Origin of the sequence: Blastococcus brunescens (genome assembly GCF_035320885.1) — a bacterium.
Lineage (GTDB): Bacteria > Actinomycetota > Actinomycetes > Mycobacteriales > Geodermatophilaceae > Blastococcus_B > Blastococcus_B brunescens.
The window spans coordinates 429090-451822 of record NZ_CP141261.1 but is presented as its reverse complement, the minus strand read 5'-3'; the positions used below and the strand labels follow the sequence as shown (position 1 = coordinate 451822).

26 protein-coding genes and 7 pseudogenes are annotated in these 22733 nt (G+C 72.6%); 18 read left to right on the top strand and 15 right to left on the bottom strand.

The genetic code is table 11. The annotated features are described in order from the left end of the window. Positions 1-139 precede the first annotated feature (139 nt). The 3 genes and pseudogenes from U6N30_RS03195 to U6N30_RS03185 all read left to right on the top strand — a co-directional run. On the top strand, positions 140-421 hold the full coding sequence (locus U6N30_RS03195; protein WP_324276105.1) for a flagellar FlbD family protein: 282 nt from the start codon (positions 140-142) through the stop codon (positions 419-421). 3 nt (positions 422-424) lie between these two features. Beyond that, positions 425-1195 (top strand): flagellar motor protein, encoded by a 771-nt coding sequence (locus U6N30_RS03190; protein WP_324276104.1) that lies wholly within the window; start codon positions 425-427, stop codon positions 1193-1195. Then, a pseudogene (locus tag U6N30_RS03185) lies at positions 1192-1377 on the top strand (flagellar motor protein MotB); the annotation flags it as partial. The gene U6N30_RS03190 and the pseudogene U6N30_RS03185, both read left to right, overlap by 4 nt. A 22-nt stretch (positions 1378-1399) precedes the next feature. Here U6N30_RS03185 and U6N30_RS03180 read toward each other — a convergent pair. After that, a complete protein-coding gene (locus U6N30_RS03180) occupies positions 1400-1684 on the bottom strand; it encodes a hypothetical protein (protein WP_324276103.1) in 285 nt (94 codons plus the stop codon). Between the two features lie 3 nt (positions 1685-1687). Between U6N30_RS03180 and U6N30_RS03175 the strand changes: the two are divergent. From U6N30_RS03175 to U6N30_RS33170, 11 genes and pseudogenes are all read left to right on the top strand, one after another. Further along, positions 1688-1846, top strand: a pseudogene (locus U6N30_RS03175) (OmpA/MotB family protein); the annotation flags it as partial. A 65-nt stretch (positions 1847-1911) separates the two neighbouring features. After that, complete coding sequence (locus U6N30_RS03170; protein WP_324278645.1) at positions 1912-2103, top strand: hypothetical protein; 192 nt, start codon at positions 1912-1914, stop codon at positions 2101-2103. 67 nt (positions 2104-2170) lie between these two features. After that, on the top strand, positions 2171-2566 hold the full coding sequence (locus U6N30_RS03165) for a flagellar basal body-associated FliL family protein (RefSeq protein ID WP_324278145.1): 396 nt from the start codon (positions 2171-2173) through the stop codon (positions 2564-2566). Positions 2567-2675: 109 nt separating this feature from the next. Next, the gene (gene fliN, locus U6N30_RS03160; protein ID WP_324276102.1) at positions 2676-4508 is read left to right on the top strand and encodes a flagellar motor switch protein FliN; all 1833 of its coding nucleotides are present in this window, start codon (positions 2676-2678) and stop codon (positions 4506-4508) included. Further along, a complete protein-coding gene (locus tag U6N30_RS03155; RefSeq protein WP_324276101.1) occupies positions 4505-4939 on the top strand; it encodes a FliO/MopB family protein in 435 nt (144 codons plus the stop codon). Before fliN ends, U6N30_RS03155 begins: the two co-directional genes overlap by 4 nt. A gap of 62 nt (positions 4940-5001) precedes the next feature. Continuing rightward, positions 5002-5790 carry a flagellar type III secretion system pore protein FliP gene (gene fliP, locus U6N30_RS03150; RefSeq protein WP_324276100.1) on the top strand — a complete coding sequence of 263 codons (789 nt, stop codon included), beginning with the start codon at positions 5002-5004 and terminating at the stop codon, positions 5788-5790. Next, on the top strand, positions 5787-6062 hold the full coding sequence (gene fliQ, locus U6N30_RS03145) for a flagellar biosynthesis protein FliQ (protein ID WP_324276099.1): 276 nt from the start codon (positions 5787-5789) through the stop codon (positions 6060-6062). Before fliP ends, fliQ begins: the two co-directional genes overlap by 4 nt. A gap of 7 nt (positions 6063-6069) precedes the next feature. Continuing rightward, the gene (gene fliR, locus U6N30_RS03140) at positions 6070-6840 is read left to right on the top strand and encodes a flagellar biosynthetic protein FliR (RefSeq protein ID WP_324276098.1); all 771 of its coding nucleotides are present in this window, start codon (positions 6070-6072) and stop codon (positions 6838-6840) included. Between the two features lie 3 nt (positions 6841-6843). Continuing rightward, positions 6844-7110: an EscU/YscU/HrcU family type III secretion system export apparatus switch protein gene (locus tag U6N30_RS03135; protein WP_324276097.1), complete on the top strand. Its 267-nt coding sequence runs from the start codon at positions 6844-6846 to the stop codon at positions 7108-7110. Continuing rightward, a complete protein-coding gene (locus tag U6N30_RS03130) occupies positions 7107-7985 on the top strand; it encodes an EscU/YscU/HrcU family type III secretion system export apparatus switch protein (protein WP_324276096.1) in 879 nt (292 codons plus the stop codon). Before U6N30_RS03135 ends, U6N30_RS03130 begins: the two co-directional genes overlap by 4 nt. A 231-nt stretch (positions 7986-8216) precedes the next feature. Then, a pseudogene (locus U6N30_RS33170) lies at positions 8217-10099 on the top strand (flagellar biosynthesis protein FlhA). Between the two features lie 227 nt (positions 10100-10326). Here the strand turns inward: U6N30_RS33170 and U6N30_RS03105 are convergent. Both U6N30_RS03105 and U6N30_RS03100 read right to left on the bottom strand, forming a co-directional pair. Continuing rightward, entirely contained in the window at positions 10327-10620 is a 294-nt protein-coding gene (locus U6N30_RS03105; RefSeq protein WP_324276095.1) for a hypothetical protein, read from the bottom strand. Between the two features lie 1137 nt (positions 10621-11757). Continuing rightward, positions 11758-12231: a hypothetical protein gene (locus U6N30_RS03100; protein WP_324276094.1), complete on the bottom strand. Its 474-nt coding sequence runs from the start codon at positions 12229-12231 to the stop codon at positions 11758-11760. 323 nt (positions 12232-12554) lie between these two features. Between U6N30_RS03100 and U6N30_RS03095 the strand changes: the two genes are divergently transcribed. From U6N30_RS03095 to U6N30_RS03085, 3 genes are all read left to right on the top strand, one after another. After that, positions 12555-13217 (top strand): hypothetical protein, encoded by a 663-nt coding sequence (locus tag U6N30_RS03095; RefSeq protein ID WP_324276093.1) that lies wholly within the window; start codon positions 12555-12557, stop codon positions 13215-13217. Then, complete coding sequence (locus U6N30_RS03090; RefSeq protein WP_324276092.1) at positions 13214-13468, top strand: hypothetical protein; 255 nt, start codon at positions 13214-13216, stop codon at positions 13466-13468. Before U6N30_RS03095 ends, U6N30_RS03090 begins: the two co-directional genes overlap by 4 nt. Before the next feature lie 157 nt (positions 13469-13625). Next, positions 13626-14678 (top strand): type IV toxin-antitoxin system AbiEi family antitoxin domain-containing protein, encoded by a 1053-nt coding sequence (locus U6N30_RS03085; protein WP_324276091.1) that lies wholly within the window; start codon positions 13626-13628, stop codon positions 14676-14678. Between the two features lie 39 nt (positions 14679-14717). Here U6N30_RS03085 and U6N30_RS03080 read toward each other — a convergent pair whose 3' ends face one another. The 7 genes and pseudogenes from U6N30_RS03080 to U6N30_RS03050 all read right to left on the bottom strand — a co-directional run bounded on the left by U6N30_RS03080 (position 14718) and on the right by U6N30_RS03050 (position 18464). Then, positions 14718-14906: a PhoH family protein gene (locus U6N30_RS03080; RefSeq protein ID WP_324276090.1), complete on the bottom strand. Its 189-nt coding sequence runs from the start codon at positions 14904-14906 to the stop codon at positions 14718-14720. After that, a complete protein-coding gene (locus U6N30_RS03075) occupies positions 14903-15409 on the bottom strand; it encodes a PhoH family protein (protein WP_324276089.1) in 507 nt (168 codons plus the stop codon). The genes U6N30_RS03080 and U6N30_RS03075 overlap by 4 nt, the downstream gene beginning before the upstream one ends. Further along, entirely contained in the window at positions 15331-15531 is a 201-nt protein-coding gene (locus U6N30_RS03070) for a hypothetical protein (protein ID WP_324276088.1), read from the bottom strand. Before U6N30_RS03070 ends, U6N30_RS03075 begins: the two co-directional genes overlap by 79 nt. Further along, positions 15501-15938 carry a PIN domain-containing protein gene (locus tag U6N30_RS03065; RefSeq protein WP_324276087.1) on the bottom strand — a complete coding sequence of 146 codons (438 nt, stop codon included), beginning with the start codon at positions 15936-15938 and terminating at the stop codon, positions 15501-15503. Before U6N30_RS03065 ends, U6N30_RS03070 begins: the two co-directional genes overlap by 31 nt. A 316-nt stretch (positions 15939-16254) precedes the next feature. Then, on the bottom strand, positions 16255-16524 hold the full coding sequence (locus U6N30_RS03060) for a hypothetical protein (RefSeq protein WP_324276086.1): 270 nt from the start codon (positions 16522-16524) through the stop codon (positions 16255-16257). 3 nt (positions 16525-16527) lie between these two features. Beyond that, entirely contained in the window at positions 16528-17709 is a 1182-nt protein-coding gene (locus U6N30_RS03055) for a DUF2268 domain-containing putative Zn-dependent protease (RefSeq protein ID WP_324276085.1), read from the bottom strand. 81 nt (positions 17710-17790) lie between these two features. Then, a pseudogene (locus U6N30_RS03050) lies at positions 17791-18464 on the bottom strand (isoprenyl transferase). 236 nt (positions 18465-18700) lie between these two features. Between U6N30_RS03050 and trhA the strand changes: the two are divergent. Next, a complete protein-coding gene (trhA, locus tag U6N30_RS03045) occupies positions 18701-19513 on the top strand; it encodes a PAQR family membrane homeostasis protein TrhA (RefSeq protein WP_324276084.1) in 813 nt (270 codons plus the stop codon). 238 nt (positions 19514-19751) lie between these two features. Here trhA and U6N30_RS03040 read toward each other — a convergent pair whose 3' ends face one another. The 5 genes and pseudogenes from U6N30_RS03040 to U6N30_RS03020 form a co-directional block, all read right to left on the bottom strand. Continuing rightward, on the bottom strand, positions 19752-20486 hold the full coding sequence (locus U6N30_RS03040) for a geranylgeranyl reductase family protein (RefSeq protein WP_324278644.1): 735 nt from the start codon (positions 20484-20486) through the stop codon (positions 19752-19754). Positions 20487-20551: 65 nt separating this feature from the next. Continuing rightward, a pseudogene (locus tag U6N30_RS03035) lies at positions 20552-20692 on the bottom strand (FAD-linked oxidoreductase); the annotation flags it as partial. Positions 20693-20921: 229 nt separating this feature from the next. Beyond that, positions 20922-20999: pseudogene (locus U6N30_RS03030) on the bottom strand (hypothetical protein); the annotation flags it as partial. A gap of 344 nt (positions 21000-21343) precedes the next feature. Then, a pseudogene (locus U6N30_RS03025) lies at positions 21344-21793 on the bottom strand (maleylpyruvate isomerase N-terminal domain-containing protein); the annotation flags it as partial. An 18-nt stretch (positions 21794-21811) separates the two neighbouring features. After that, complete coding sequence (locus U6N30_RS03020) at positions 21812-22111, bottom strand: hypothetical protein (RefSeq protein WP_324276083.1); 300 nt, start codon at positions 22109-22111, stop codon at positions 21812-21814. Positions 22112-22733: the final 622 nt, after the last annotated feature.

Sequence of the window (22733 nt, the reverse complement as noted above, 5' to 3'; positions counted from 1 at the left end):
CGGCATCCCGGGGCTCCGCCGCCGTGCGCACCGCGCGTTCGGCTCAAGGAAAGGCCCAGCTCAGCCGATGAGAAGAGTGCTGCTGGGCGCCCCTTCCGCGCCTCGTCCGACCCACCCCACCGAGCAAGAGGACCGACCCGTGATCCGTGTGACGCGCCTGAACGGTGAGCAGTTCGCGCTCAACCCCGACCTGATCGAGCGGGTCGAGGCACACCCGGACACGGTCGCCTTCCTGGTCGACGGCACCAAGTACGTGGTGAAGGAGTCCGTCGACGAGATGCTCGCCGAGATCCGCGAGTACCGCGCCGGGATCCTCGCCACCTCCTACGAGATGGACCGCGGCGAGTACCGGGCCCTCCAGCGCCAGAGCGTGACGAGCGATTCCTCGGTCGTACCGTTCCCGAGCCGAGAGGAGCGCTGATCCGTGGATCCGGCCACCCTGATCGGGTTCGTCGTCTCGCTCGTCGCCCTGCTCGCCTTCATGGTGATGGAGGGCGCCGACCCGATGTCGCTGCTCTTCCTGCCGGCGATCATCCTCGTCATCCTCGCCACGTTCGGTGCGGCGATGGCCAGCCAGACCATGGACGACCTCAAGAAGCTGCCCGCCTGGTTCAAGATGGGTGCGATGCCGGCCAAGGTGCCGCGGGCCGGTGCGCAGATCCAGACGCTGGTCAGCCTCGCGGAGAAGGCCCGCAAGGAGGGGCTCCTCGCGCTCGAGGCCCAGGTCAAGGGCATCGACGACCCCTTCCTGCGGCGCGGGTTGCAGATGGGCATCGACGGCACCGACCCGGAGGAGCTGCGACAGGTCCTGGAAGGCGAGATCGCGGCGAAGAAGGCCGAGGACAAGGTCGCCGCCAAGTTCTTCAACACGATGGGCGGCTACGCCCCGACCATCGGCATCGTGGGCTGCATCGTCGGCCTGATCAACGTCATGGGCAACCTCAGCGACCCGGCGGCGCTGGGCCCGATGATCGCCGCGGCGTTCGTCGCCACGCTCTGGGGCGTCATGGCCGCCAACTTCTGGTTCCTGCCGATGGGCTCCAAGATCATGCGCGTCAGCGAACTCCAGGCCGCGCAGATGGAGCTCCTGGTCGAGGGCATCACCGAGATCCAGGCGGGCACCAGCCCGCGCGCGGTCCGCCAGAAGCTCAGCTCGCTCGTCCCGCCGAGCGAAGTCGAGCGGGAAGCGGCATGAGTTCGGCGCCGCACTCCGGCCGCCGTCGCGCCAAGAAGCACGAGGAGGAGGAGCACGAGAACCACGAGCGGTGGATGGTGTCCTACGCGGACATGATGACGCTGCTCCTGGTGCTGTTCATCGTGCTGTACGCCATGAGCCAGGTGGACAAGGCGAAGTTCGCCGCCCTGGCCAGCGGTCTGTCCGAGAGCTTCGGCGGACCCATCACGGCCCTCCCGGGCCGACGCCCGAGAGCTCGGTGCTCGACGGGCTGCCGGGCGCGATCGACATCGCCTCGGCCATCCCCCGGACCCCACCGTCCAGCAGGCCCAGGTCGACGCGGCCGCCGCCGCGGCCGCCGCCGAGCGGGCCAAGCGGGTCGCCGCCGAGGCCGCCCGGGCCTACGACGACCTGGCTGCAGCACGGGACAAGATCGCCGCCGCGCTCGCCGCCGCCGGGTACGCCGACGCGGCGCGCTTCGAGATCGACGAGCGGGGCCTGGTCGTCCACATCGTGGCGGACGCGGTGCTCTTCGACGCCGAGGAGGCCGTCCTGCGACCCGAGGGCCGGCAGATCCTGGACGCGGCGGCCCCGGCCCTGGTCGAGCTGCCGAACGTGCTGCGCGTCGAGGGCCACGCCAACCACCTCCCGGTCACCGCCGGTGGGCAGTGGCCGTCCAACTGGGAGCTCTCCGGCTACCGGGCCAGCACGGTGCTGCGCCACCTGGCCGCGGGGGCGTGCCCGAGCCCCGCATGTCGGCGACGGGCTACTCCTCCATGCGCCCGCTGGTGCCGGAGTCCGACCCGACCGCCCTGTCGGTCAACCGTCGCGTCGACCTCGTCGTCCTGTCCACCGCTTCGGCAGAGGCCAACGCGCTGCTGCCGGGCATCGATGCAAGTCAGGCCACCCAGCAGGAGGCAACACCATGAGCAAGGACAAGAGCGGCGAGACCGACGAGGCCGCGGCCCCCGGGGGAAGAAGAAGCTGCTCCTCATCGTGGGCGTCCTCTTCGTCGCGGCGGCCGGGGCGGCGTACTTCTTCCTCTTCGCCGGCTCCGGTGAGGCCGAGGCAGCGGCACCGGAGCACGGCGGCTACACCGCGCTGGAGCCGGTGGCGGTGAACCTCGCCGGCGGCGGCTATCTCAAGATCGGGGTCACCCTCGACTACACCGCGGCGGCCGCCGGTGGCGGCCACGGCGGCGGTGGCGTCGACGGCGCCAAGGCCTACGACCAGATCATCTCCTCCTTCTCCCAGGCGGCCCCCGCCGACGTGGTGGGCGCCCGCGATGCGCTGAAGGCGGCGCTGGAGCAGAAGATTATCGAGGCCTACACCGACGAGCACGGCGTCCAGATGGTGATGGGCATCTACTACACCGAGTACGTCACCCAGTAACGAGCTCCGCCGCACCGCACGACCTCGCTCCGGCCGGCCGCCTGGCCGGCCGGAGCGACGTCACGTGACGGGCACGCCACGCACCAGCCGTCACACCGCTCACAAGGCCGTGAGCGACCGGTTCCCGCCGGTCAGGGTCACCTCCCATTCCGCCGATGAGGTGGAACGTGACGTCACCCGAGACCGGACCGGCCCCCAGCGAGGCCGCTCCCCAGTCCCCGGAGGAGTCACCGGCCGAGGCGGCCACGCAGGACCGCCCCGCCACTCCTCCCCCGCCGCCGCGCCTCCGACCAGCGGGCCCACCGCCCGCAGCCGACGCGGCGAGCCGCGGACCTATGACTTCCGCCGGCCGACGAAGCTCTCCCGCGAGCACGTCCGCGTCCTGCAGATCGCGCAGGAGGCCTTCGCCCGCCAGGCGACCACGATCCTCACCACGTTCCTCCGCGCCGGTGCCCGCCTGGAGCTCGTCGGGATCGAGCAGTTCTCCTACGACGACTACCTGGCGACCCTGCCCAACCCGGTCTTCATCACCACGTTCACGCTCGAGCCGCTGAACGGCAAGGGCCTGCTCGCCTACCCCTTGGACATGGCGATGGCGATCGTGGACCACATGCTGGGCGGCTCCGGCCGGGCCGAGCAGCCCAACCGGCCGATGACGGCGATGGAGTCCTCCATCACCAACCACCTGCTCGGCCGGCTGCTCGACGAGTTCGCCGCCTCGTTCGCCTCGATCACCGAGATCCAGCCGGCCATGCGCGGGTTCGAGTACAACCCTCAGCTCGCGCAGGCGGCGTCGGGCTCCGACACCGTCATGGTCGCCAGCTTCTCCATGGCCGTGGGTGCCCGGGAAGGCGAGGCCACGCTGGTGCTGCCCTTCTCCTCCTTCGCCCAGGCGCTGAACAACGCGGCCTCCCCGCAGCTGTCGGAGACCGCGCTGGCCAAGCGCAAGCGGGCCGCCGAGGCGCTGACCGCCCGCCTCAACCTCGTGCCGGTCGACGTCAGCGTGCGGTTCGCGCCGCTCACCGTCTCGTCGGCCGACCTGCTCTCCCTCGCGGTCGGTGACGTCCTGCTCCTGCGCCACCCCCGGACGCACCGCTCGAGGTCACCACCAACGACGTCACGTTCGCCTACGCGATCGCCAGCAACCACCGGCGCCGACTGGCCGCCGCCATCGTCCCGACCCCGTACGCCGCCGCGAAGGACACCGCATGAGCACCGACACCTCCCAGGACTCCCAGACCGTCTCCGCGGTGGTCACGGCGGCCGCCCGCGCCGCCGCCGCCCTGGTGCCGGCCACGGTGGAGCTCGTCCCCGGCGCCCCCGTCAGCGACCCGGACAGCGTCCCGCTGCCCCCGGGCGCCGCGTCGGCGGTCTCGGCCGGCCTGTCCGGCGAGGTCAGCGGCGACATCGTCCTGATCGTCTCCGCCGAGGTCGTCGAGGCGCTCAACAACTCCCCGGTCGGCCGGATGGACGTCGCCGCCGCGCTCCGGCCCGCCCTCGAGGCGGCCGCGGCCACCTCGGCCGGGTCCGCATCGCCTCCGAGCGGGTCGAGGAGCCGGTGGCCGCGCTCGACGGCATGCGGGACAAGGGCATGTTCGTCGCCGTGCCCCTCATGGCCGGCACCGAGCACCAGGCCACCTTCGCGCTCCAGGTGACGCTGCCGACCACGAGCCCCCAGCGCGGCAGCCTCGATCTGCTCCGGCACGTGGCGATGGAGGTGACCGTCGAGATCGGCCGCACCCGGATGACGGTCCAGGAACTGCTCTCCCTGCACCCCGGCGAGGTGGTCGAGCTCGACCGCGCCGCCAGCGCGCCCGCCGACCTGCTCGTGAACGGCACCCTCATCGCCCGCGGCGAGGTCGTCGTCGTGGACGAGGACTTCGGCCTGCGGATCAGCGAGATCGTCACCGACGCGGCCGCCCAGGAACTGGGTGTCGCATGACGTGGATGATCATCCGGCTGATCCTCTCGCTGGCCTTCATCGCGGCGGTGCTGTTCTATGCCACCCGGATCGCGAAAAAGCGCGGTCTCGGCCAGGGCAACGGCCTGATCGAGGTCATCGCCCGCCAGCGCATGGGGCGGACGAGCACGGTCAACGTCGTCCGCATCGGTGACGTCGTCCTGGTCGTGGGGGCCACGGAGGAGCAGGTCACCCTGCTCGCCGAAGTGGACTCCGAGACGGTGGACGCCGCCCTGCGCGAACGCCGGGTGCCGGTGGCCGTGGGGGCCACCCGTGCCGACGCCGCCACGGGCGAGACCCATGCGCTCGCCGCCCGCGCCACCACCCCGGCGCTGGCCGGCTCCGTGTTCGACCGCAACGGCTGGGGCACGGTCGTCAACCAGCTGCGCGAGCGCACGGTCCGCAAGTCATGACCTCGTCGGTGCGCCCGCTCCAGGCACCCGGGGGTCCGTCGACGCGTCGTCGGGCAGCCCTCGTGCTGCTGCTCTCGGTGCTGTGCACGGTGGCGGCACTGCTGCTCGCCGGCCCCGCCTCCGCCGCCCCGACCGACCCGGTCGCGCCGACGGCGCCGGTCGCGCCGGTGGTGCCCGGTGACGGGAACGTGGACATCTCGATCGGCGACGGCTCACCGAGCAGCTCGATCACGCTCATCCTGGCCATCACGGTGCTGTCCGTCGCGCCGTCGGTGCTGCTCCTGGCCACGTCGTTCACCAAGATCATCGTCGTCCTGGGGCTCACCCGGAACGCCCTCGGTCTGCCGTCCTCGCCGCCCAACCAGGTGCTGACCGGCATCGCGCTGTTCCTGACCCTGTTCGTGATGGGCCCGGTGTTCTCCGACATCAACGAGGTCGCCCTGCAGCCCTACATGGACGGCACGATGACGGTCGCGGCGGCGTACGACGCAGGCGTCGTCCCGCTGCGGGAGTTCCTGCTGGGCAACACCCGCGAGGACGAGCTGAAGCTGATGATCGGGCTCTCGGGCGAGGAGGCCCCTGCCACACCGCAGGAGGTCAGCATGACCACGCTCATCCCGGCCTTCGTGCTCTCGGAGCTGAAGAGCGCGTTCATCATCGGGCTGGTCGTCTTCATCCCGTTCCTGGTGCTGGACATGCTGGTCAGCGCCTCGCTCATGGCGATGGGCATGATGATGGTGCCGCCCACCATCGTGTCGCTGCCCTTCAAGCTGTTGCTCTTCGTCGTCGTCGACGGATGGGCGCTGATCACCACCGCGCTGGTGGGTTCCTACGGGGGTGGGGGCGGATGAGCGACGCCGATGTCACGCAGATCGCCGCGCAGACGATGATGGTCGCGGCCAAGGTGGCGGCCCCGATCCTGCTGACCGCGCTCCTGGTCGGCTTCCTGATCTCGCTGTTCCAGGCGGCCACCCAGATCCAGGAGCAGACCCTCTCCTTCGTGCCCAAGATCATCTCCGTCGCGATCGCGCTGCTGGTGACCGGCAACTGGGTGCTCGCCGAGCTGGTCAGCTTCACCCAGAGCCTGTTCGCCCAGCTGCCGGCGCTGCTCGACCGGACCTGAGGCCGCGATGGACCTCTCGGTCCCGGCAGTCACGCTGGCGGCACTCCTCCTGGGCACGGCGCGGGCCACCGGCTTCGTGCTGCTCGCCCCGCCGTTCAACTCCCGGACCGTCCCGGGACCGGCCAAGGCCGCCTTCGCCCTCGCGCTCTCCCTGCTGCTCTCCACGCAGATCGCCCCGACCCTCCCCGAGCCGACCGCCGGGTTCCTCGTGGTCGCCGCGGTCACGGAGGTGATCATCGGGGCGGCGCTGGGCTTCGTCGTCCAGGTGCTGTTCCAGGCCGTCCAGATGGCCGGTGACCTCATCGACGTGACCGGTGGCTTCTCGCTGCAGCCGGCCTACGACCCGCTGTCGATGACGCAGAACTCGTCGGTCGGCCGGCTGCACTACCTGCTGGCGATCACGCTGCTGTTCACCAGCGGTGGCCACCTGCTGATCGTGAAGGGGTTCGCCACGTCCTACGTCGGTCTGCCCGTGGGCGGCGACGTGCCGACCGATCAGATCGCCGCGGTCCTGGTGACCGCCTTCTCGATGATGTTCCTGGCCGCGCTGCAGATCGCCGGGCCCATGGTGGCGGTGCTGCTGCTCGCCGACGTCGCGCTGGCCCTCCTCAGCCGCGCCGCGCCGGCGCTGAACATCTTCGCGTTCGGCTTCCCGCTGAAGATCCTCCTGACCCTGACGATGCTGGGGCTGACCTTCCCGCTGCTGCCCCCGCGCTGGACGGTCTGCTCGAGCAGGCCACACGCGCCATGGTCTCCTCCGGAGCGGATGAGGAGGTGACTCGTGGCTAAGGACGGTCCCGGTGGGGAGAAGACCGAGAAGCCCACTCCCCAGCGCCTGAAGAAGGCGCGCAAGGAAGGGCAGATCCCACGCACCCAGGAGCTGGGCACGTGGCTGGGCGTGGCGACCGCGAGCGTCCTGCTGCCCATGCTCGTGGGCAACGGTTTCGAGGCGGCGCAGCAGCTGTTCGTGCAGATCGGTTCGGTGGCCAGCGACCCCGGCCGGAGAAGATCTCGATCCTCCTGGGCGAGGCGCTCACGGTCTTCATGACCACGCTGCTGCCCATGGCCCTGGGCATGATGGTCGTCGGCACCGTGGCGGCGGCGTCCCAGGGCGGCGTCACCTTCGCGACCAAGTCGATGAAGCCGACGCTGAAGAAGTTCAACCCGTTCCCCGGCATCAAGAGGATGTTCGGCACCCAGGGCATCTGGGAGGCGGTCAAGGCACTGATCAAGACCTCCGCCCTCGCCACGGTCGTGATCATCACCAGCGACCGCGCGCAGGCACTGGTCTCCTCGGCCGGGGCGCTCCCGCTGTCTGCCGTGGCCGCCACGTTCACCGACTCGGCGATCCTCATGTTCCGCGTCGTCGCCGTCACCGGCCTGGTCATCGCGGTCGCCGACTACGTCGTCGTCCGCAAGAAGATGATGAAGCAGCTCAAGATGAGCCAGTACGAGATCAAGCAGGAGTACAAGCAGGCCGAGGGCGACCCGTACATGAAGGCACACCGCAAGGGAGTCGCCCTCGCCATGTCCCGCAACCGGATGATGAGCGAGGTCGCCGACGCCGACGTCCTGCTGGTCAACCCCACGCACGTCGCCGTCGCGCTGAAGTACGACCCGGCCAAGGGCGCGCCGCGCGTGGTCGCCAAGGGCGCCGGCGAGATCGCCGCGAAGCTGCGCGCCCTCGCCGAGGAGAACCGGGTGCCCATGGTGCAGGACATCCCGCTGGCCCGGGCACTGCACGCGTCGTGCGAGCTGGGCCAGGAGGTGCCCGCGCAGTTGTTCACCGCCGTCGCGCGGGTGCTCGCCTTCGTCATGCACCTGGGCGCTCGCGGCGTGACGGGCGGCTTCCACCGGCCCGGCTTCGAGGCGCCGGACACCTCGGACCTGCCCAAGGCCGGCCGCCGCCGGGTCGCCGCCTGAGAAACACCCTGATGATCAGGAGACCTGATCACCATGGGTCCCCCTCGCGGTCGACGGCGTGGGAGGACCCTGAACGGTGAGGTAGGACGGCGACCGCGCGCCGGTACCGCTGCCGCCGGGGCCTGCCGATGAGAAGGACGTGAGCCCGCGTCTGTCCTGCGTCCCCGGAGCGGGCGAGTGAAGGGCCTGGGCAAGGTCGCCGTGCCCGTGGGCGTCGTCGCGATCGTCCTCATGCTGGTCGTGCCGCTGCCGGCCGCCGCCATGGACCTGCTGATCGGGCTGAACCTCGCGGTCTCGTTGCTCATCCTGCTGGTCGCGATGCAGATCCGGAAGCCGCTGGACTTCGCGATCTTCCCCTCGCTGCTGCTCATCGCGACGCTGTTCCGGCTGGCCCTGAACGTCTCGTCGACCCGGCTGGTGCTCACCGACGGCTACGCCGGCAAGGGATCGAGGCCTTCGGCCACATCGTCATCGGTGGTTCGCTGGTCGTCGGTCTGGTGATCTTCGTGATCCTGACCGTCGTCCAGTTCGTGGTCATCACCAACGGCGCCGGCCGCGTCGCCGAGGTCGGCGCCCGCTTCACCCTCGACGCCATGCCCGGCAAGCAGATGGCCATCGACGCCGACCTCAACGCCGGCCTCATCAACGAGGTGCAGGCACGCAGGCGCCGGCACGAGGTCACCGCCGAGGCCGACTTCTACGGCTCGATGGACGGTGCGTCGAAATTCGTCAAGGGCGACGCCATCGCCGGCATCATCGTGACGCTGGTGAACCTCATCGGCGGCTTCGCCATCGGCGTCATGCAGAAGGGCATGACCCCGGCGAGGCCGGCACCACCTACTCGCTGCTGACCGTCGGCGACGGCCTGGTGTCGATGCTCCCCGCCCTGCTGATGTCGACCGCGACCGGCATCATCGTGACCCGGTCGGCCACCGAGGGCGACATGGGCACCGACCTGGTCGCCCAGCTCGGCCGGTTCAAGCAGCCCGTCCGCATCGCCGGCGGTGCCGCCCTCGCGCTGTGCCTGATCCCCGGGCTGCCCAAGCTGCCGTTCCTCATCGTCGGGGCCGGCTTCCTCATCGCCGCGTCCCGGATGACGGAGACGCCGGAGGTCGACGAGGACGCGGAGGCCGCCGCTGCTGCCGCCGCCGAGAACGAGCCCGCGCCGGACTCCCCGGAAGCGATCGCCGAGAAGATGCGGGTCGACCCGCTGGAGCTCGAGGTGGCCTTCGACCTGGTCGACCTCGTCGACCCTCGCGCGGCGGTGACCTCCTCGACCGGGTCAAGGCGCTGCGTCGCAAGGTGGCGATGGACACCGGCCTGGTCATCCCGCTGGTACGCACCCGCGACAACCTGGACCTGCCCGGCTCGCAGTACGTCATCTGGCTCAACGGCGTGCCCGCGGCGAAGGGCATCTCCCCGCCGGGACGATCCTCGCCATCGGCGACAACCTCGACGGCATCCCCGGCAAGAACACGCGCGAGCCGGTCTTCGGCCTGGCCGCCAAGTGGGTCCCGGTGGAACTGCAGCGACAGGCGGAGATGGCCGGCGCGACCGTCGTCGACCGTTCCTCGGTCATCACGACCCACCTCGCCGAGGTCGTGCGGCAGAACGCCGCCGACCTGCTCGGCCGCGAGGACGTCCGCCTCCTGGTCGAGATGGTGCGCCGCACGCACCCCGTCGTCGTGGAGGAACTGACCCCGTCCCTGCTCACCCTGGGAGAGGTGCAACGCGTGTTGCACGCGTTGCTCGCCGAGGGTGTGTCGATCCGGGACCTGGTCCGCATCTTCGAGGCACTCTCTGTACGTGCAAAGTCGTCCACCGAACTCGACCCTCTCGTCGAGGCGGCCCGGGCGGCACTCGGCGCGGCGATCAGCCACCCGTACGTGACGCCCGACGAGCGCCTGCACGTGCTCACCCTGGACCCCGGCTTCGAGCAGCGCCTGCTCGAGTCGATCCGGCAGAGCGACGCCGGCCTGGTGCTGGCGCTCGACGCCGCGGGCATCGACGCCCTGGTCAACGGCTGCAGCGGGGTGCTCGAGGAAGCCGAGCGCTCCGGCCTTTCCCCGTCCTGGTGTGCTCGCCCCAGGTCCGCGCGGCCCTCGCGCGCCTGATGCGCCAGGTCCTGCCCCGGCTTCCGGTGATCTCCTACGCCGAGGTCTCCCGGACAGCGCAGATCGAGTCGCTGGGAGTTGTGAGCGGTGCCGTTGCGATCCGTTGAGGCCGCCTCGCGCGACGACGCGATCGCCGCCGCGCGCGAGCAGTTCGGGCCACATGCCCGCGTCGTCGGTGTGCGCCGCGTCCGCTCCGGCGGCGTGCTCGGCTTCTTCGCGACCGAGCGCTACGTCGCAGAGGTGGCCGAGGCCGCTCCCGAGTCCGCCGTCCGCCCCGCCGTCCCGGCCCGCGGACGGGACGACGACGCCGCGCCCGCCGACTTCTCCTCCCCGCTGGCCTCGGCCGCACCCGCCCGGGCGCGCGCGGCCGTTCCCGCCCGGAACGGCGCGGCGGCCTGGGCCGACGCCGCCCGGTCGACCGACGACGTCCCTGAGGCCGTGCGGGTGGCCGCGGCTGCCGCCCGCGCCGCACGGACGACCGCACCGGCCCGGTCGACGACGGCGGCACCGGCCGGCCGCACCGCAGCTCCGGCGTGGACGGCACCGCAGGCTCCCAGCGTCCCCGCCCGGCCCGCGGACGACGTGCGGGTCAGCGAGCTCGCCGGCCTGCTCGCCGCGCAGCAGTCCGAGTCCGCCGCCCCGACCTACTCCCGGGCTGCCTTCCCGCGCGCCTCTTTCCCGCGCGCGGGAACCGTCGCCCGTCCCGCGGACGCCTTCCCCGACGTGGAGGAGGCGCCGGTCCGCGGTGGAGGCCAGAAGGTCATCCCGGCCGCGACCCCGGCCGCGCCCTCCCCTTCACGGCCGCGCTCGCGCGGATGGTCGCCGGGGACCAGGACGTGCGACAGGCGGTCCAGGACGCCCTGTCCCAGCCTCCGGGGAGCGTCCACGCGACGATGCCGAGCCCTGGCCGGTGCGCCCCGATCCGGTTCGACCAGCAGAGACATCGGTGCCGCCCGTGGCGCGCCAGGAGGAGGAAACGGTGGGAGATCAGGTCATCGCACCGCCCTCCACGACGGACCGGCCGGTCGAGGTGCCCACCTGGGCCGCCACGCCCGAGGTGACCGCCGCGTCGGTGTCCCCGCGCGAGGAGGCCATCGCCGACCTGCTGCGGGGAGCACTGGCCCAGGGCCACTCGGACGAGGCGCTGGCCGGAATCCTGCGCAAGGTGCTCGCGGGCGCGTCCCCCAGTCCGCCCTCGTCGAGCCGGCCGCACCCGTGGAGCCGGTGTTCGCTGTGCCGTCCCTGCCCACGCCGGCCGCCGGGGCGCCGGTCGGCGCTCCCGTCCTCGACCTGCCGATGCGCGACGAGACCGTGCTCGTCCAGCCGACCGTTGCGGAGCCGGCTCCGCCCGTCGTGCCCGCCGCGTCGGCCCCTGTGGCGCCGGTGTGCGAGAGCGCCGCCGTCCAGGCTCCGGCGTTCGAGGCCCCGGCGATCGAGGCCCCGGCGATCGAGGCCCCGGCGATCGAGGCCCCGGCGATCGAGGCCCCGGCGATCGAGGCCCCGGCGATCGAGGCCCCGGCGATCGAGGCCCCGGCGTTCGAGGCCCCGGCGTTCGCAGGCCCCGAGGTCGAGATGCCTGCGGCCGAGAGCTCCGTGGTCGAGAACTGCGCCGTCGAGGCTCCGGTCACCGAGGGCCCGCCCGTCCTCGCGACCGCGACTCACGTCTCCTCGTCCGCCGGCTCCATGTGGGGCATGCCGGCGTCGACCTCCCTGTGGGGCGACGTCGTCCCCGTGGCGACCAGCGGCACGACCATCGACGCCCCCATCTGGGCCGAGGTGGCCACGCACGAGCCCACCGCCGGGGCGCTGTTCCCCTCGGCGGCGGAGCCGACCGAGCCGACCGCCGAAGCGACCGTGCGCGAGCCGCTCGCCGCGGGGGCGGCCGAGCCGATCGAGGAGGACGCCGCCGTCCCGGAGCTCGAGGAGGCCCTGGACGGGGCGGCCGAGGCAGCCGAGGAGGTCGAGGAGGTCGAGCTGGCGCCCGTGCTGGCCCGGACCGCGAGCGACCCCGCCCCCATGATGTCGCTCGACGCGACCACCGTCATGCCACCGCTGTCGCTGCTGCCCCCGCTGCCGTCGTCGCGCGGCCGTGGTCGCGGACGCCCGCCGGTGCCGCCGGCGGCTCCGCGCACGGGTCCCTCCTCGTCGGCTCCGGCTCCGTCCGCACCGGCGACGGAGTCCACCGACGCCCCGACCTCCGACGACGCGGCCATGCCGGCCCGGCCCCCGGTCGTCGAGACCGTCCTGGACCGACCGGTGACCCGCTCCCTCGCGACCGTGACCCGGCTCCCCGTGGCACCGCTGATGGCCGGACCCGAGATGCCCGAACTGGCCGACGAGGTCGACGAGCACGAGGGGTCGAGGGGGTCGAGGGCCCGGGCCTCTTCGCCCCCTGACCGCTCCGCCCGCCGCCGAGCCGGTCGAGTCCCTGTTCGCCAGGCCGTCCTCGGACGACGTGGCCGACCGGCTCCAGCGGATGGGCCTCCCCGCCACGCTCCTCGGCGCCACCTTCGACGCGGACGTCGCCGACCGGGGCACCTACGCCGCGCTCACGAGGAGCCTCGCCCGGCACCTCCCCGCGGCACCGGAGCTGCCCCGTGGTGCGGGCGAGACGGTGTTCGTCGTCGGCCCCGGCGCCGACGCCCTGCGTGCCGCCCGCTCGCTCGCGGCGACCCTGCACCTGGACCCCGACTGCGTGCAGTGGGCGACGCGCGGAGACCTGGCCGGCCTCGCCCCGCGGGCCAGCCGCATCACCTCGGTCGACGCCGCCATCGATCGCCGCCAGGACTCCCTCGCGTCCGGCACGGTCACCATCGTCGCGGTGGACGCTCCGCTGCGCACCGACGCGTACTGGATGGCCCAGATGGCCAGCGTCTGGGCGCCCGTCGCGGTCTGGGCCGTCGTCGAGGCCACCCGCAAGCCCGAGGACCTCGAGCAGTGGATCGACGAGCTGCCCCGGGTGGACGCGCTGATCGTGCAGGACGTCGACCTCAGCGCCGACCCGGCCGCTGTCCTCCGCCGGCTCGACGCGCCCGTGGCCCTCCTCGACGGTGTCCGCGCCACTCCGCACCGCTGGGCCTCGCTGCTCTGCGAGCGGCTGGAGCGCACGACGACATGAACCCGTTGCGCTGGGACGTCCTCCTCGTCGGGTTCGTACTGGCCCTGCCCGTCCTCGCGCTCGGGCTCCGGGGAGACCTGTCGACCGAGGAGATGATGACGCGGGTTCTCTGGTGCCTCGGTGCGGGCTGGGTCGTCGTCGGTGTGCTGCGCTTCGCGACCACTCCGCCGCCGGCCGCGAAGACGTCGAAGACCGCGGCGCACCCGGCATCGGAGCCGCACGGGACCGGGGACGCCTTCCCCGCCGCCTGATCGTTCGAGCGCTTTTCGGCAGTTGCGGTGTTCCTGCCGCGATCGCGGTGGTGCCCGACCGCAAGGGTGGGGAACGACCGCATGAGCCTGCGATCGGTTGTCCACAGAATGGCCGACCCACTTCCAGACGGCGCTGCGATCACCTCACGCTCGGGGCGTGATCTCCGAGGAGCCCGCACAGCCCGTCTTCCTGCGTCGTGCAGACGCGCTGCTGGACGGCATCTCCGACGCTGAGCTCGCCCGCGCGGTGCGGCGCAGTGAACTGGTCCGGATCCAGCGGGGCACGTACGCGGAGACCCCGGCAACGACTTCGGACGACGCAGCCGTTCGCCATGCCCTGGTGGTCGCCGCCACGGTCGCCGGTCTCCGGGTCCCCGGCGTGGTGAGTCATGCGTCCGCTGCAGTCCTGCACAGGCTGCCCCTCTGCCGGGTGCCGCTCGGCCGCGTGCACGTCCTGCGACCGCCGCCGGCCGGCGGGAGCGGCAGCGCCCGCGTGCACCTGCATGTGGCCCGGGTGCCCGACGACCACGTCATCCTGGTGGACGGCCTCCTCGCGACGGACGTGACGAGGACGGTCGTCGACGTCGCCCGGACCGTCCCGTTCGAGTCCGCCGTCGTGTTGGCGGACCGGGCGGTGAGAACGGGCGGCACGTCCCGGGAGCGGCTGAGCCGATGCCTGGAGCGGATGGGCGCCGTTCCGGGCTCGCGGCAGGCCGCCCGCGTCATCGCATTCGCCGACCCGCTGAGCGAGAGCGTCGGGGAGAGTCGCAGCCGCGTCCTACTGCATCGGCTGGGTCTACCGGCGCCAGACCTGCAGGTCCGGGAGTTGCGCCGGGACAGTTCGGTCTTCGGTGGCTGCGACTTCGGCTGGGAGGACGACCGGACGCTGGCCGAATTCGACGGGCGGATCACATACGGGCGCCTGCTGAAGCCTGGGCAGGATGCCGGCGACGCCGTGTTCGAGGAGAAGCGCCGCGAGGACGAGCTGCGTGATCACCGTTGGGAGGTCGCCCGGTGGACATGGCAGGACATCGACCGGCCACGCGTGGTGGAGGGAGAGTCCGTCGAGCGTTCGCTCGCGGTCGCCGGTGACCGCAACTCTTGCGGTCTTCCCTTCACAGTCGCGGTGATGCAGCACCGCAGGAGCAGCAGGAAGACCGCAAGAGCGACGCGGGGAGTCAGCGCGGGAGGTCCTCCAGCATCTCGGTGACCAGCGCGGCGATCGGCGAGCGCTCGGACCGGGTCAGGGTCACGTGCGCGAACAGGGGTGGCCCTTGAGCTTGTCGATGACCGCGGTGATGCCGTCGTGCCGGCCGACACGGAGGTTGTCCCGCTGGGCGACGTCGTGGGTGAGCACCACCCGTGAGCCGGCACCGAGTCGCGACAGCACGGTGAGCAGCACCCCGCGCTCCAGGGACTGCGCCTCGTCGACGATCACGAACGAGTCGTGCAGGGAGCGCCCCGGATGTGGGTGAGCGGCAGCACCTCGATGAGACCGCGGGAGTCGATCTCGTCGATCACCGCCGGGGACACCAGGGCGCCGAGCGTGTCGTAGACCGCCTGGGCCCAGGGCGACATCTTCTCGTTCTCGCCGCCGGGCAGGTAGCCGAGCTCCTGCCCGCCCACGGCGTACAGCGGCCGGAAGATGACGACCTTCTTGTGCGCGCGCCGCTCCATCACCGACTCGAGGCCGGCGCACAGGGCGAGGGCCGACTTGCCGGTCCCGGCCCGGCCGCCGAGGGACACGATGCCGATCTCGGGGTCCAGCAGCAGGTCGAGCGCGATGCGCTGCTCCGCCGACCGTCCGTGCAGCCCGAACGCCTCGCGGTCGCCGCGCACCAGCCGCACCTGCTTGTCCGGCATCACCCGGCCGAGCGCGGAGCCGCGGGAGGACAGCAGCACCAGGCCGGTGTGCGGCGGCATCTCGGCGGCGGCGGGCACGAAGGTCTCCCCGCCTCGTAGAGCTCGTCGAGCTCGGCGTCCTCGAGGGACACCTCGGCCATGCCGGTCCAGCCCGCGTCGACGGCGTCCATCACGCGGTACTCGTCGGTGTCCAGGCCCACGGCCGCGGCCTTGACCCGGAGCGGGACGTCCTTGGTGATGAGGCAGACGTCGCGCCCTCGGACCGCAGGTTCAGCGCGACCACCATGATCCGGCTGTCGTTGCTGTCGTTGCGGAAACCGGCCGGCAGCGCCGACGGGTCGCTGTGGTTGAGCTCGACGTGCAGCGTGCCGCCGTGTTCGCCGATGGGGACCGGCGCGTCGAGCCGCCCGTGCGCGACACGGAGGTCGTCGAGCATGCGCAGCGCCTGCCGGGCGAACCAGCCGAGCTCCGGGTGGTTGCGCTTGTCCTCCAGCTCCCCGATCACGACGAGCGGGAGCACCACGTCGGAGTCGCCGAAGCGCATCAGCGCGCCCGGGTCGGACAGCAGGACGGAGGTGTCGAGGACGTACGTACGGCGAGTGGTCACGGTTCGACTCCCGTGGGGCGCGGGCACGCCCCTGACTCGTTGGTGGCCGGGCCCCGGCGCAGAGGCCGGGTGCCGGCCCCCTGGTCGACGAACTCGTCAGCACCAACCGGGCCTCCCGTGGACGGCGAGAGCAGCTCGTCGTCCACTGCGGACGGTATGCCCCGCCACCGACAGTCGCGCTGAACCAGGCCCCACCGAAACGCAACGTTCACCCGATGGAGGAACAACCACCTCTGTCGTCCCACCCGTGCTGGTGAGGTCCGTCAGCGCGATCCGTCCCGGGACGGGCGGCCCCGACCACCACCGGGGAGCTGGTTCAGTACCGCCCGTCGCGGTGGGGAGGGCGCAGCGCCGGGCGCTCGACCGTGTCGGTCCGGGTGGACGGCGGGACGGGGTCCCAGGAGTCCGGTGGTCGGGAGCCCCGCGGCCGGACCGCGACCAGCGCCCACACCACGGGGACGAGCAGCACCGGCCACTGGAGGGAGAGGTCACCGAGCCACAGGAGACCCCCGAGGAGGAACCCGCCCAGCCAGGCCGCGGTCCAGAGCCCGAGCGTCCGGGCCTCCCGCGGGTCGTGACGGGCCATGCCTCACGCCACCCTGAGCTCGTCGAGCACGGCACGGGGCGTCAGCGGCTCGTCGAGCAGGCGGAGGAAGCGGTCGGCCACCGACTGCTCCTCGGGCCGGGCCGCCAGCCACCGGGACAGCAGGTCGTAGCCCTCCACGTACGTGCAGATGTAGGCCCGCCACAACGGGTCGGTCAGGAACCGGATCTGCTGGGCGGCCCGCTCGGCGCTCACCAGCGACCAGCGCTGCAGGTACGCACTCACCTCGCCCGCGTCGGCGCCCCGGTCGTGCAGCAGGACGGCGGCGTCCTGGCGCACGCGGCTCAGCGGCGCGGCGGCGGCGGCGATGCGCTCGGCGAGATGCCCGTCGAAGCGCAGTCCCAGGTCACCGAGGATCTCCGCCGACCACGGACCCCACCCCTCCCCGACGGACGCCTGGACGCCGAGGTCGGCCAGCCCCTCGGCCATCAGGCACTCGGGGGTGTTCACGAGGAAGACGGTGTGCTCGGTCCGGTCGGCGCGCCCCACCAGGCCCTGCTCCTTGCGGCAGTGCTCGGTGTGGTGCCCGGGATAGGACTCGTGCGCCACCAGGTGCGGCAACTGGGAGAGCCGGTGCGGGAGGTCGGCGTTGATGGCCACCCGGGAGCGGAAGCCGCCCTCGTAGTAGTTGAACCCCGACCACGGCTTGTCGGTGACCACCTCGTACCGGACGGTCTCGACCTCCGGCAGGCCGTACCGGCCCCTGACCCGGTCCCGCAGCGCGCTCGACAGCGCATGCACCGCCGCCTCGAGCCGGGCCGACGGGCACTCCTCGCGGCGGCGGTGCGCCGCGTACCGCTCGGCCAGCGGACCGCTGCCCGGCAGGAGGGTGTCCAGCTCCGCGTGCGCCGCGGAGTACACCGCGGGGTCCCCGAGGACGACGTCGACCTGGAAGTACGCCATCACCTCGTCGACGAACCCCACCGGCTCACCGCTCATCTTCCTCGCAGTGCACTCCAGGCCGGTCAGCTGACCACGCAGGTAGTCGGCGCGGTCTCCCGGCAGGGCGGCGGAGTCGAGCTCGCGGAGCAGGGTCCGCGCCTGGTCCCGCAGGCCGGACGGCGTGGGCGCCGGCTCGTCGGCGACCTTGGCGCGCACCGCCGGGTTGCCGGTGTAGGCGTCCACGAAGCCGGGCTCCAGCCGGTCGAACCGCAGGCCCAGCCGCACGTACTCGAGGGGAGGTCGAGAGGGAGGGCCGACATGACCGCAGTTTCGCAGCCACGCCTGCCAGCCGTGGAACCGGCAGGGTCAGCTGCCGAAGCGCCGGTGCCGTGCGGAGTAGTCGCGGAGCGCACGGAGGAAGTCCACCCGTCGGAAGTCGGGCCAGTACACGTCGGTGAAGTGGAACTCGGTGTTCGCCGTCTGCCAGAGGAGGAACCCGGACAGCCGCTGCTCACCGCTGGTGCGGATGACCAGGTCGGGGTCGGGCTGGCCGCGGGTGTAGAGGTGCTCGGCGATGTGCTCGACCTCGAGCGCCTGCACCAGTTCCTCCAGCGACGTGCCGCGCTCGGCGTGCTCGGCCAGCAGCGAGCGCACGGCGTCGGCGATCTCCTGACGCCCCCGTAGCCGACGGCCAGGTTCACCGTTGCTCCGGACCGGTCGCAGGTGTCCTCCTCGGCCTGCTTGAGCACGGCGACCGTCTCCGGCGGCAGCACCTCGGGCGCTCCCATCGAACGCACCTGCCACGGCCGGCCGGGGCGGGAGAGGTCGACGGCGACGTCCTCGATGATCTGCAGCAGCGCGTGCAGCTCGGACTGCGGCCGGTTGAGGTTGTCGGTCGAGAGCATGAAGAGCGTGACCACGGAGACGCCGGCGTCGTCGCACCAGCCGAGGAGATCGACGATCTTGTCCGCTCCGCGGCGGTGGCCGTGGGCGACGTCCTCGAGGCCGATCGCCCGCGCCCAGCGCCGGTTGCCGTCCATGATCACGCCGACGTGCCGGGGGACGTCGGCGCCCTCGAGCGCGCGGGCCAGACGTCGTTCGTAGACCGCGACGATCGTGTCGCGAACCTTCTGGCGCGCCCCCACGCGGTCACCCTAGGCCTCTCGGGGACGGCGGGCCGGGCAAGCGCCAGGGGCACGCCGGGCGCCTCGAACGCCCAGCGAAGTCACAGGCCGCTCAGGATGACGACCAACCTACGGGTCCGTAACCTCGGGTCATGAGTTCCGCTCCCGACGATCACGACAACGTCCGGGTGCAGGCCGACGGCGCCGAGCTCGAGGCGCCCCGCGGACAGGCCATCGCCGCCGTCCTGGAGGAAGGCGAGCAGGTCGAGCAGGCCTGGACGGCGACCGACTTCGCCGACAGCGACTGGGAGCACCCCGACACCCGCCCGCGCATGCGCGGCTGGCTGCACCTGTTCGCGTTCTTCGGCGCGATCGTCGCCGGTGCCGTGCTCATCCCGCTGGCCTCGGTGCTCGGCGCCCGGTCCGGGTTCTCCGTCGCGGTCTACTGCCTCACGATCTGCGGGCTGTTCGGGATCAGCGCGCTCTACCACCGCCGCCGCTGGTCACCGCGCGGCTGGAAGGTGATGAAGCGGCTCGACCACTCGATGATCTTCCTCTTCATCGCCGGCACCTACACCCCGTTCGCCCTGCTCGCCATCGACCAGCCGACCGGCTTCTGGGTCCTCGTCGGCGTCTGGGCCGGAGCCCTGGCCGGCGTCACGCTCAAGCTGTCCTGGCCGACCGCACCCCGCTGGGTGGGCGTACCGCTCTACATCGGACTCGGCTGGGTGGCCGTGTTCGTGCTCACCGACATCCTCCAGTTCGCCGGCGTCGCCGCCATGGTCCTGCTGGCGGTGGGCGGGCTGCTCTACACCGTCGGCGGCGTCGCCTACGCGATCAAGAAGCCCAACCCGTGGCCGGGCACCTTCGGGTACCACGAGGTGTTCCACGCGATGACCATCGTGGCCGCGATCTGCCACTACATCGCCGTGTACTTCGCGATGTACAACAGTCCATTTCTCTGACGTCCTCCGGACGTCACCGCGGCCATGACATGGCGGTCCTCCGGACCGCACCGCGGCCAGGTGCCGTTCTCCGGTGGCGCTGAGCCGCTTCCCGTCCGGGCTCGGGAGACCCTCCGGGCCCCCGCTCCCCGGACCCGCGGCCCTGCCGCGGGTTCCCTCCTCGGCTCACGCCCCGTCCGCGCTCGGAGGACCCTCCGGGCCCTCGCTCCCGCGGACCGCGGCTTCGCCGCGCCGGTTGTCAGCTGAAAGGTGGCCGGTCGTCGACCTTGACCGATAGTCGGCCCGCTTGCCTCCAGGCTCGGGCGACGAGGTCGCGGTCGGCCTCGGTGACCAGGTTTCCCATGACCCGCAGTGCCACCGTCATCAGCGCCTGCGACCGCATGCCGACCGGACCGGCGGCCGGGAGGAAACGGGCAACGGTGAGCAGACCGGCCAGGCGCCGGGCGATGGAGAACGCCTCGCCGTAGTGGCGGCGCAGGGTGGCGGGCCAGGCCGTCGTCCAGTCGTCCTCGGTCAGCATCCCGGCGATGGTGCGGCCGGTCTCCAAGCCGTAGTCGATGCCCTCGCCGTTGAGCGGGTTCACGCAGCCGGCGGCGTCGCCGATCAGCGCCCAGTTCCGCCCGGCGACCCCCGACACGGCGCCGCCCATCGGCAGCAGGGCGGAGGCGACGTCGCGCACCGGCCCGTCGAGCTGCCACTCCTCGCGCCGCGCCTCGGCGTAGAACTCGAGCAGCGACTTCAGCTGCACCCCGGCCGGCCGTCGAGCGGTCGCCAGCGTGCCGACACCGAGGTTGACCTCGCCGGCCGCCGCCCCGAGCGGGAACACCCATCCGTAGCCCGAGAGCAGCTCGCCCTGGTCCCCGCGCAGCTCCAGGTGCGAGGAGATCCACTCGTCGTCGCTGCGCCCCGACCGCACGTAGCTGCGGGCGGCCACGCCGTAGGCGGTGTCGCGGTGCCATTCCCGGCCCAGCACCCGGCCCAAGGGGACCGGACGCCGTCCGCCACGACCAGCCGCCGGCAGCCGACGGTGACGCGGCTGTCGTCCTCCAGCTCGAACACCACACCGCTCACCCGGTCACCGTCGCGCTCGACGTCGACCGCGCGCGCCCCGTCCAGCGCCGTGGCGCCCGAGTCGAGGGCAACCTGGCGGATCCGGGCGTCGAGCTCGGTGCGCGGCACCGCGCTGCCGTGGTCGGGGAAGTCCCTCCCGGCCAGGGCAGCTCCCACTGCCGACCGAATCCCGCCGCCCGGAGGCCCCGGTTGCGTGCGTGCCCGCGCACCCAGTCGCCCAGACCCAGCCGGTCCAGCTCTGCGATGGCCCGGGGGTCAGCCCGTCGCCGCAGGTCTTGTCCCGAGGGAAGACCGCCGCATCGGCGAGGACGACGTCGCGCCCCGCCCGGGCCGCCCAGGCGGCTGCCGCGGCGCCAGCGGGTCCTGCGCCGACGACGAGGACGTCGGTGGCGGCAGGGACGGCATCGACGGGCACGGGGTCCAGTGTCCCTGGCCGGGAGCAGTGGGGGCCCGAAGGGTCGCCGACGAGCGTCCGCGCGGGCTCCGGGCACGTCGGGACGACGCGTGGACCCGGCGCGATCGGCGAGGACCGCCGCGCCTTCCCTCAGCCGAAGAGGGGAACGCCTGCGCGTCCTCCCCCAGCTCGGCCCGGTCCGCGTCCGCCAGCGGCTCCCGGCCGGTACCGCGGCGGGCGGCGGTGGCGTCGTCCCAGCCCGCCGGCAGGGGGCGGCCGAGGAGACCCTCCAGGACCCGGCGCACCTCGGCGAGCGGCCCGGTGCCCGGCCCCGGCCGCTCGAGCTGGGCCACCAGGTCGAGCTGGTGGACGGCGGCCTCGACGGTCAGCGTGGAGAGCAGGTCGGCGACCGTCAGGACGTGCCCCTGGGTGGCCACCAGGTCCCCCGCGCCGACCCGGCCGGCCGCGACGAGGACCGCGGCCGTCGTCTCGACGTAGCTCTCGGCCAGGTCCACGAAGGCGGGGCCGGCGGTCGCCGCCACACGGGTCCGCCGCAGGTCCTCCTCGTCGCCCGGCGCAGGTGGTCGCCACCCGCGCCAGTACGCCACCCGGTCGGTGTCGGCCGGCCGGGTGGCCGGGCTGCACAGCGCGACCACCGCCCGCCGGGCGTTGCCCAGCAGGTGGTGGCCGAGATCGACCGCCGTCCAGCCGCGGCAGCCGGTCGGCGTCCACTCCTCACCCGCTGCCGCGATGTCGCGCAGCACCGCGGACAGGTCTCCGTACGCGGTGCGCAGCAGGTCGATCGGCTCGGGCACGGAGGAGAGACTCGCAGATCAGCCGACCTGCGGCCCCCTGCCGCGGACCTCCTCCACCGAGGCCATGGCCTCGCGCAGCTCCGTCAGCCATTCCTCGGTGTGCTGACCGACCAGCCGCACCGCCCACACGAGTGCCTCGGAACGGGACCGCGCCACGCCGGCGTCGACCAGCGTGTCCAGGACGAGGCGCTCACGCTGGCGCAGCCGGGTCATCACCGGCATCGACAGGTTGGTGAAGACCTCCCGCGCGTCCCCGCAGGACGCACCCCAGGCGACCGAGCGGCCGTACCGCTCCTGCGCCGCGTCGGCGATCGCCATGCGCTGGTGACGGGTCTCCTCCCGGAACCGGGCGATCCGCCCGGCACGGGCCGCGGCGGCGTCCCCTCACCCGCCTCCGGCTGCGCCAGCCTGCCGACGACGGTGATCTCGTCCCGGTCGATGGTGAGCTCCACCGGCCCGGTGAACCAGTCGTCGGGCAGGCGGCCGGCGAACCAGCCGGCGACCTCGGCCCGGTCGACGGGCGGCGGGGAGTCCGCCCCCGACCACCCGGGCCACGTCCGCGACCCCGGCGGAAACCGGGCCCGAACGGAGCATCGGCGAAACGGTGAGCGTGCATGGCGACCTCCAGCGGTCCGGTTGATTACACGCTTACACACTACGACCGCGCAGCCGTGGTCGGACAGGGCCGGCGTTGCGCTGAGAGCGATACACCGCTCGACCACCGGCGCCCCTGACGTCGGAGGCCGCGCGACCCGTCGCGGCAGGCTCCTCCGGGCGGTCGGCGCCACCTCCGGTGACCGTCGGTGGCGCTGCGGGACAGTGCGGTGAACCTGCCATCGAAGAGGCCCTCTGCCGACCCCGATCGGCACAGAAATCGCCAACCGACACGCCGAGATTCGGAGATGCTGGACATGTCAGCGGTCTGGTGGTAACCGGCGTG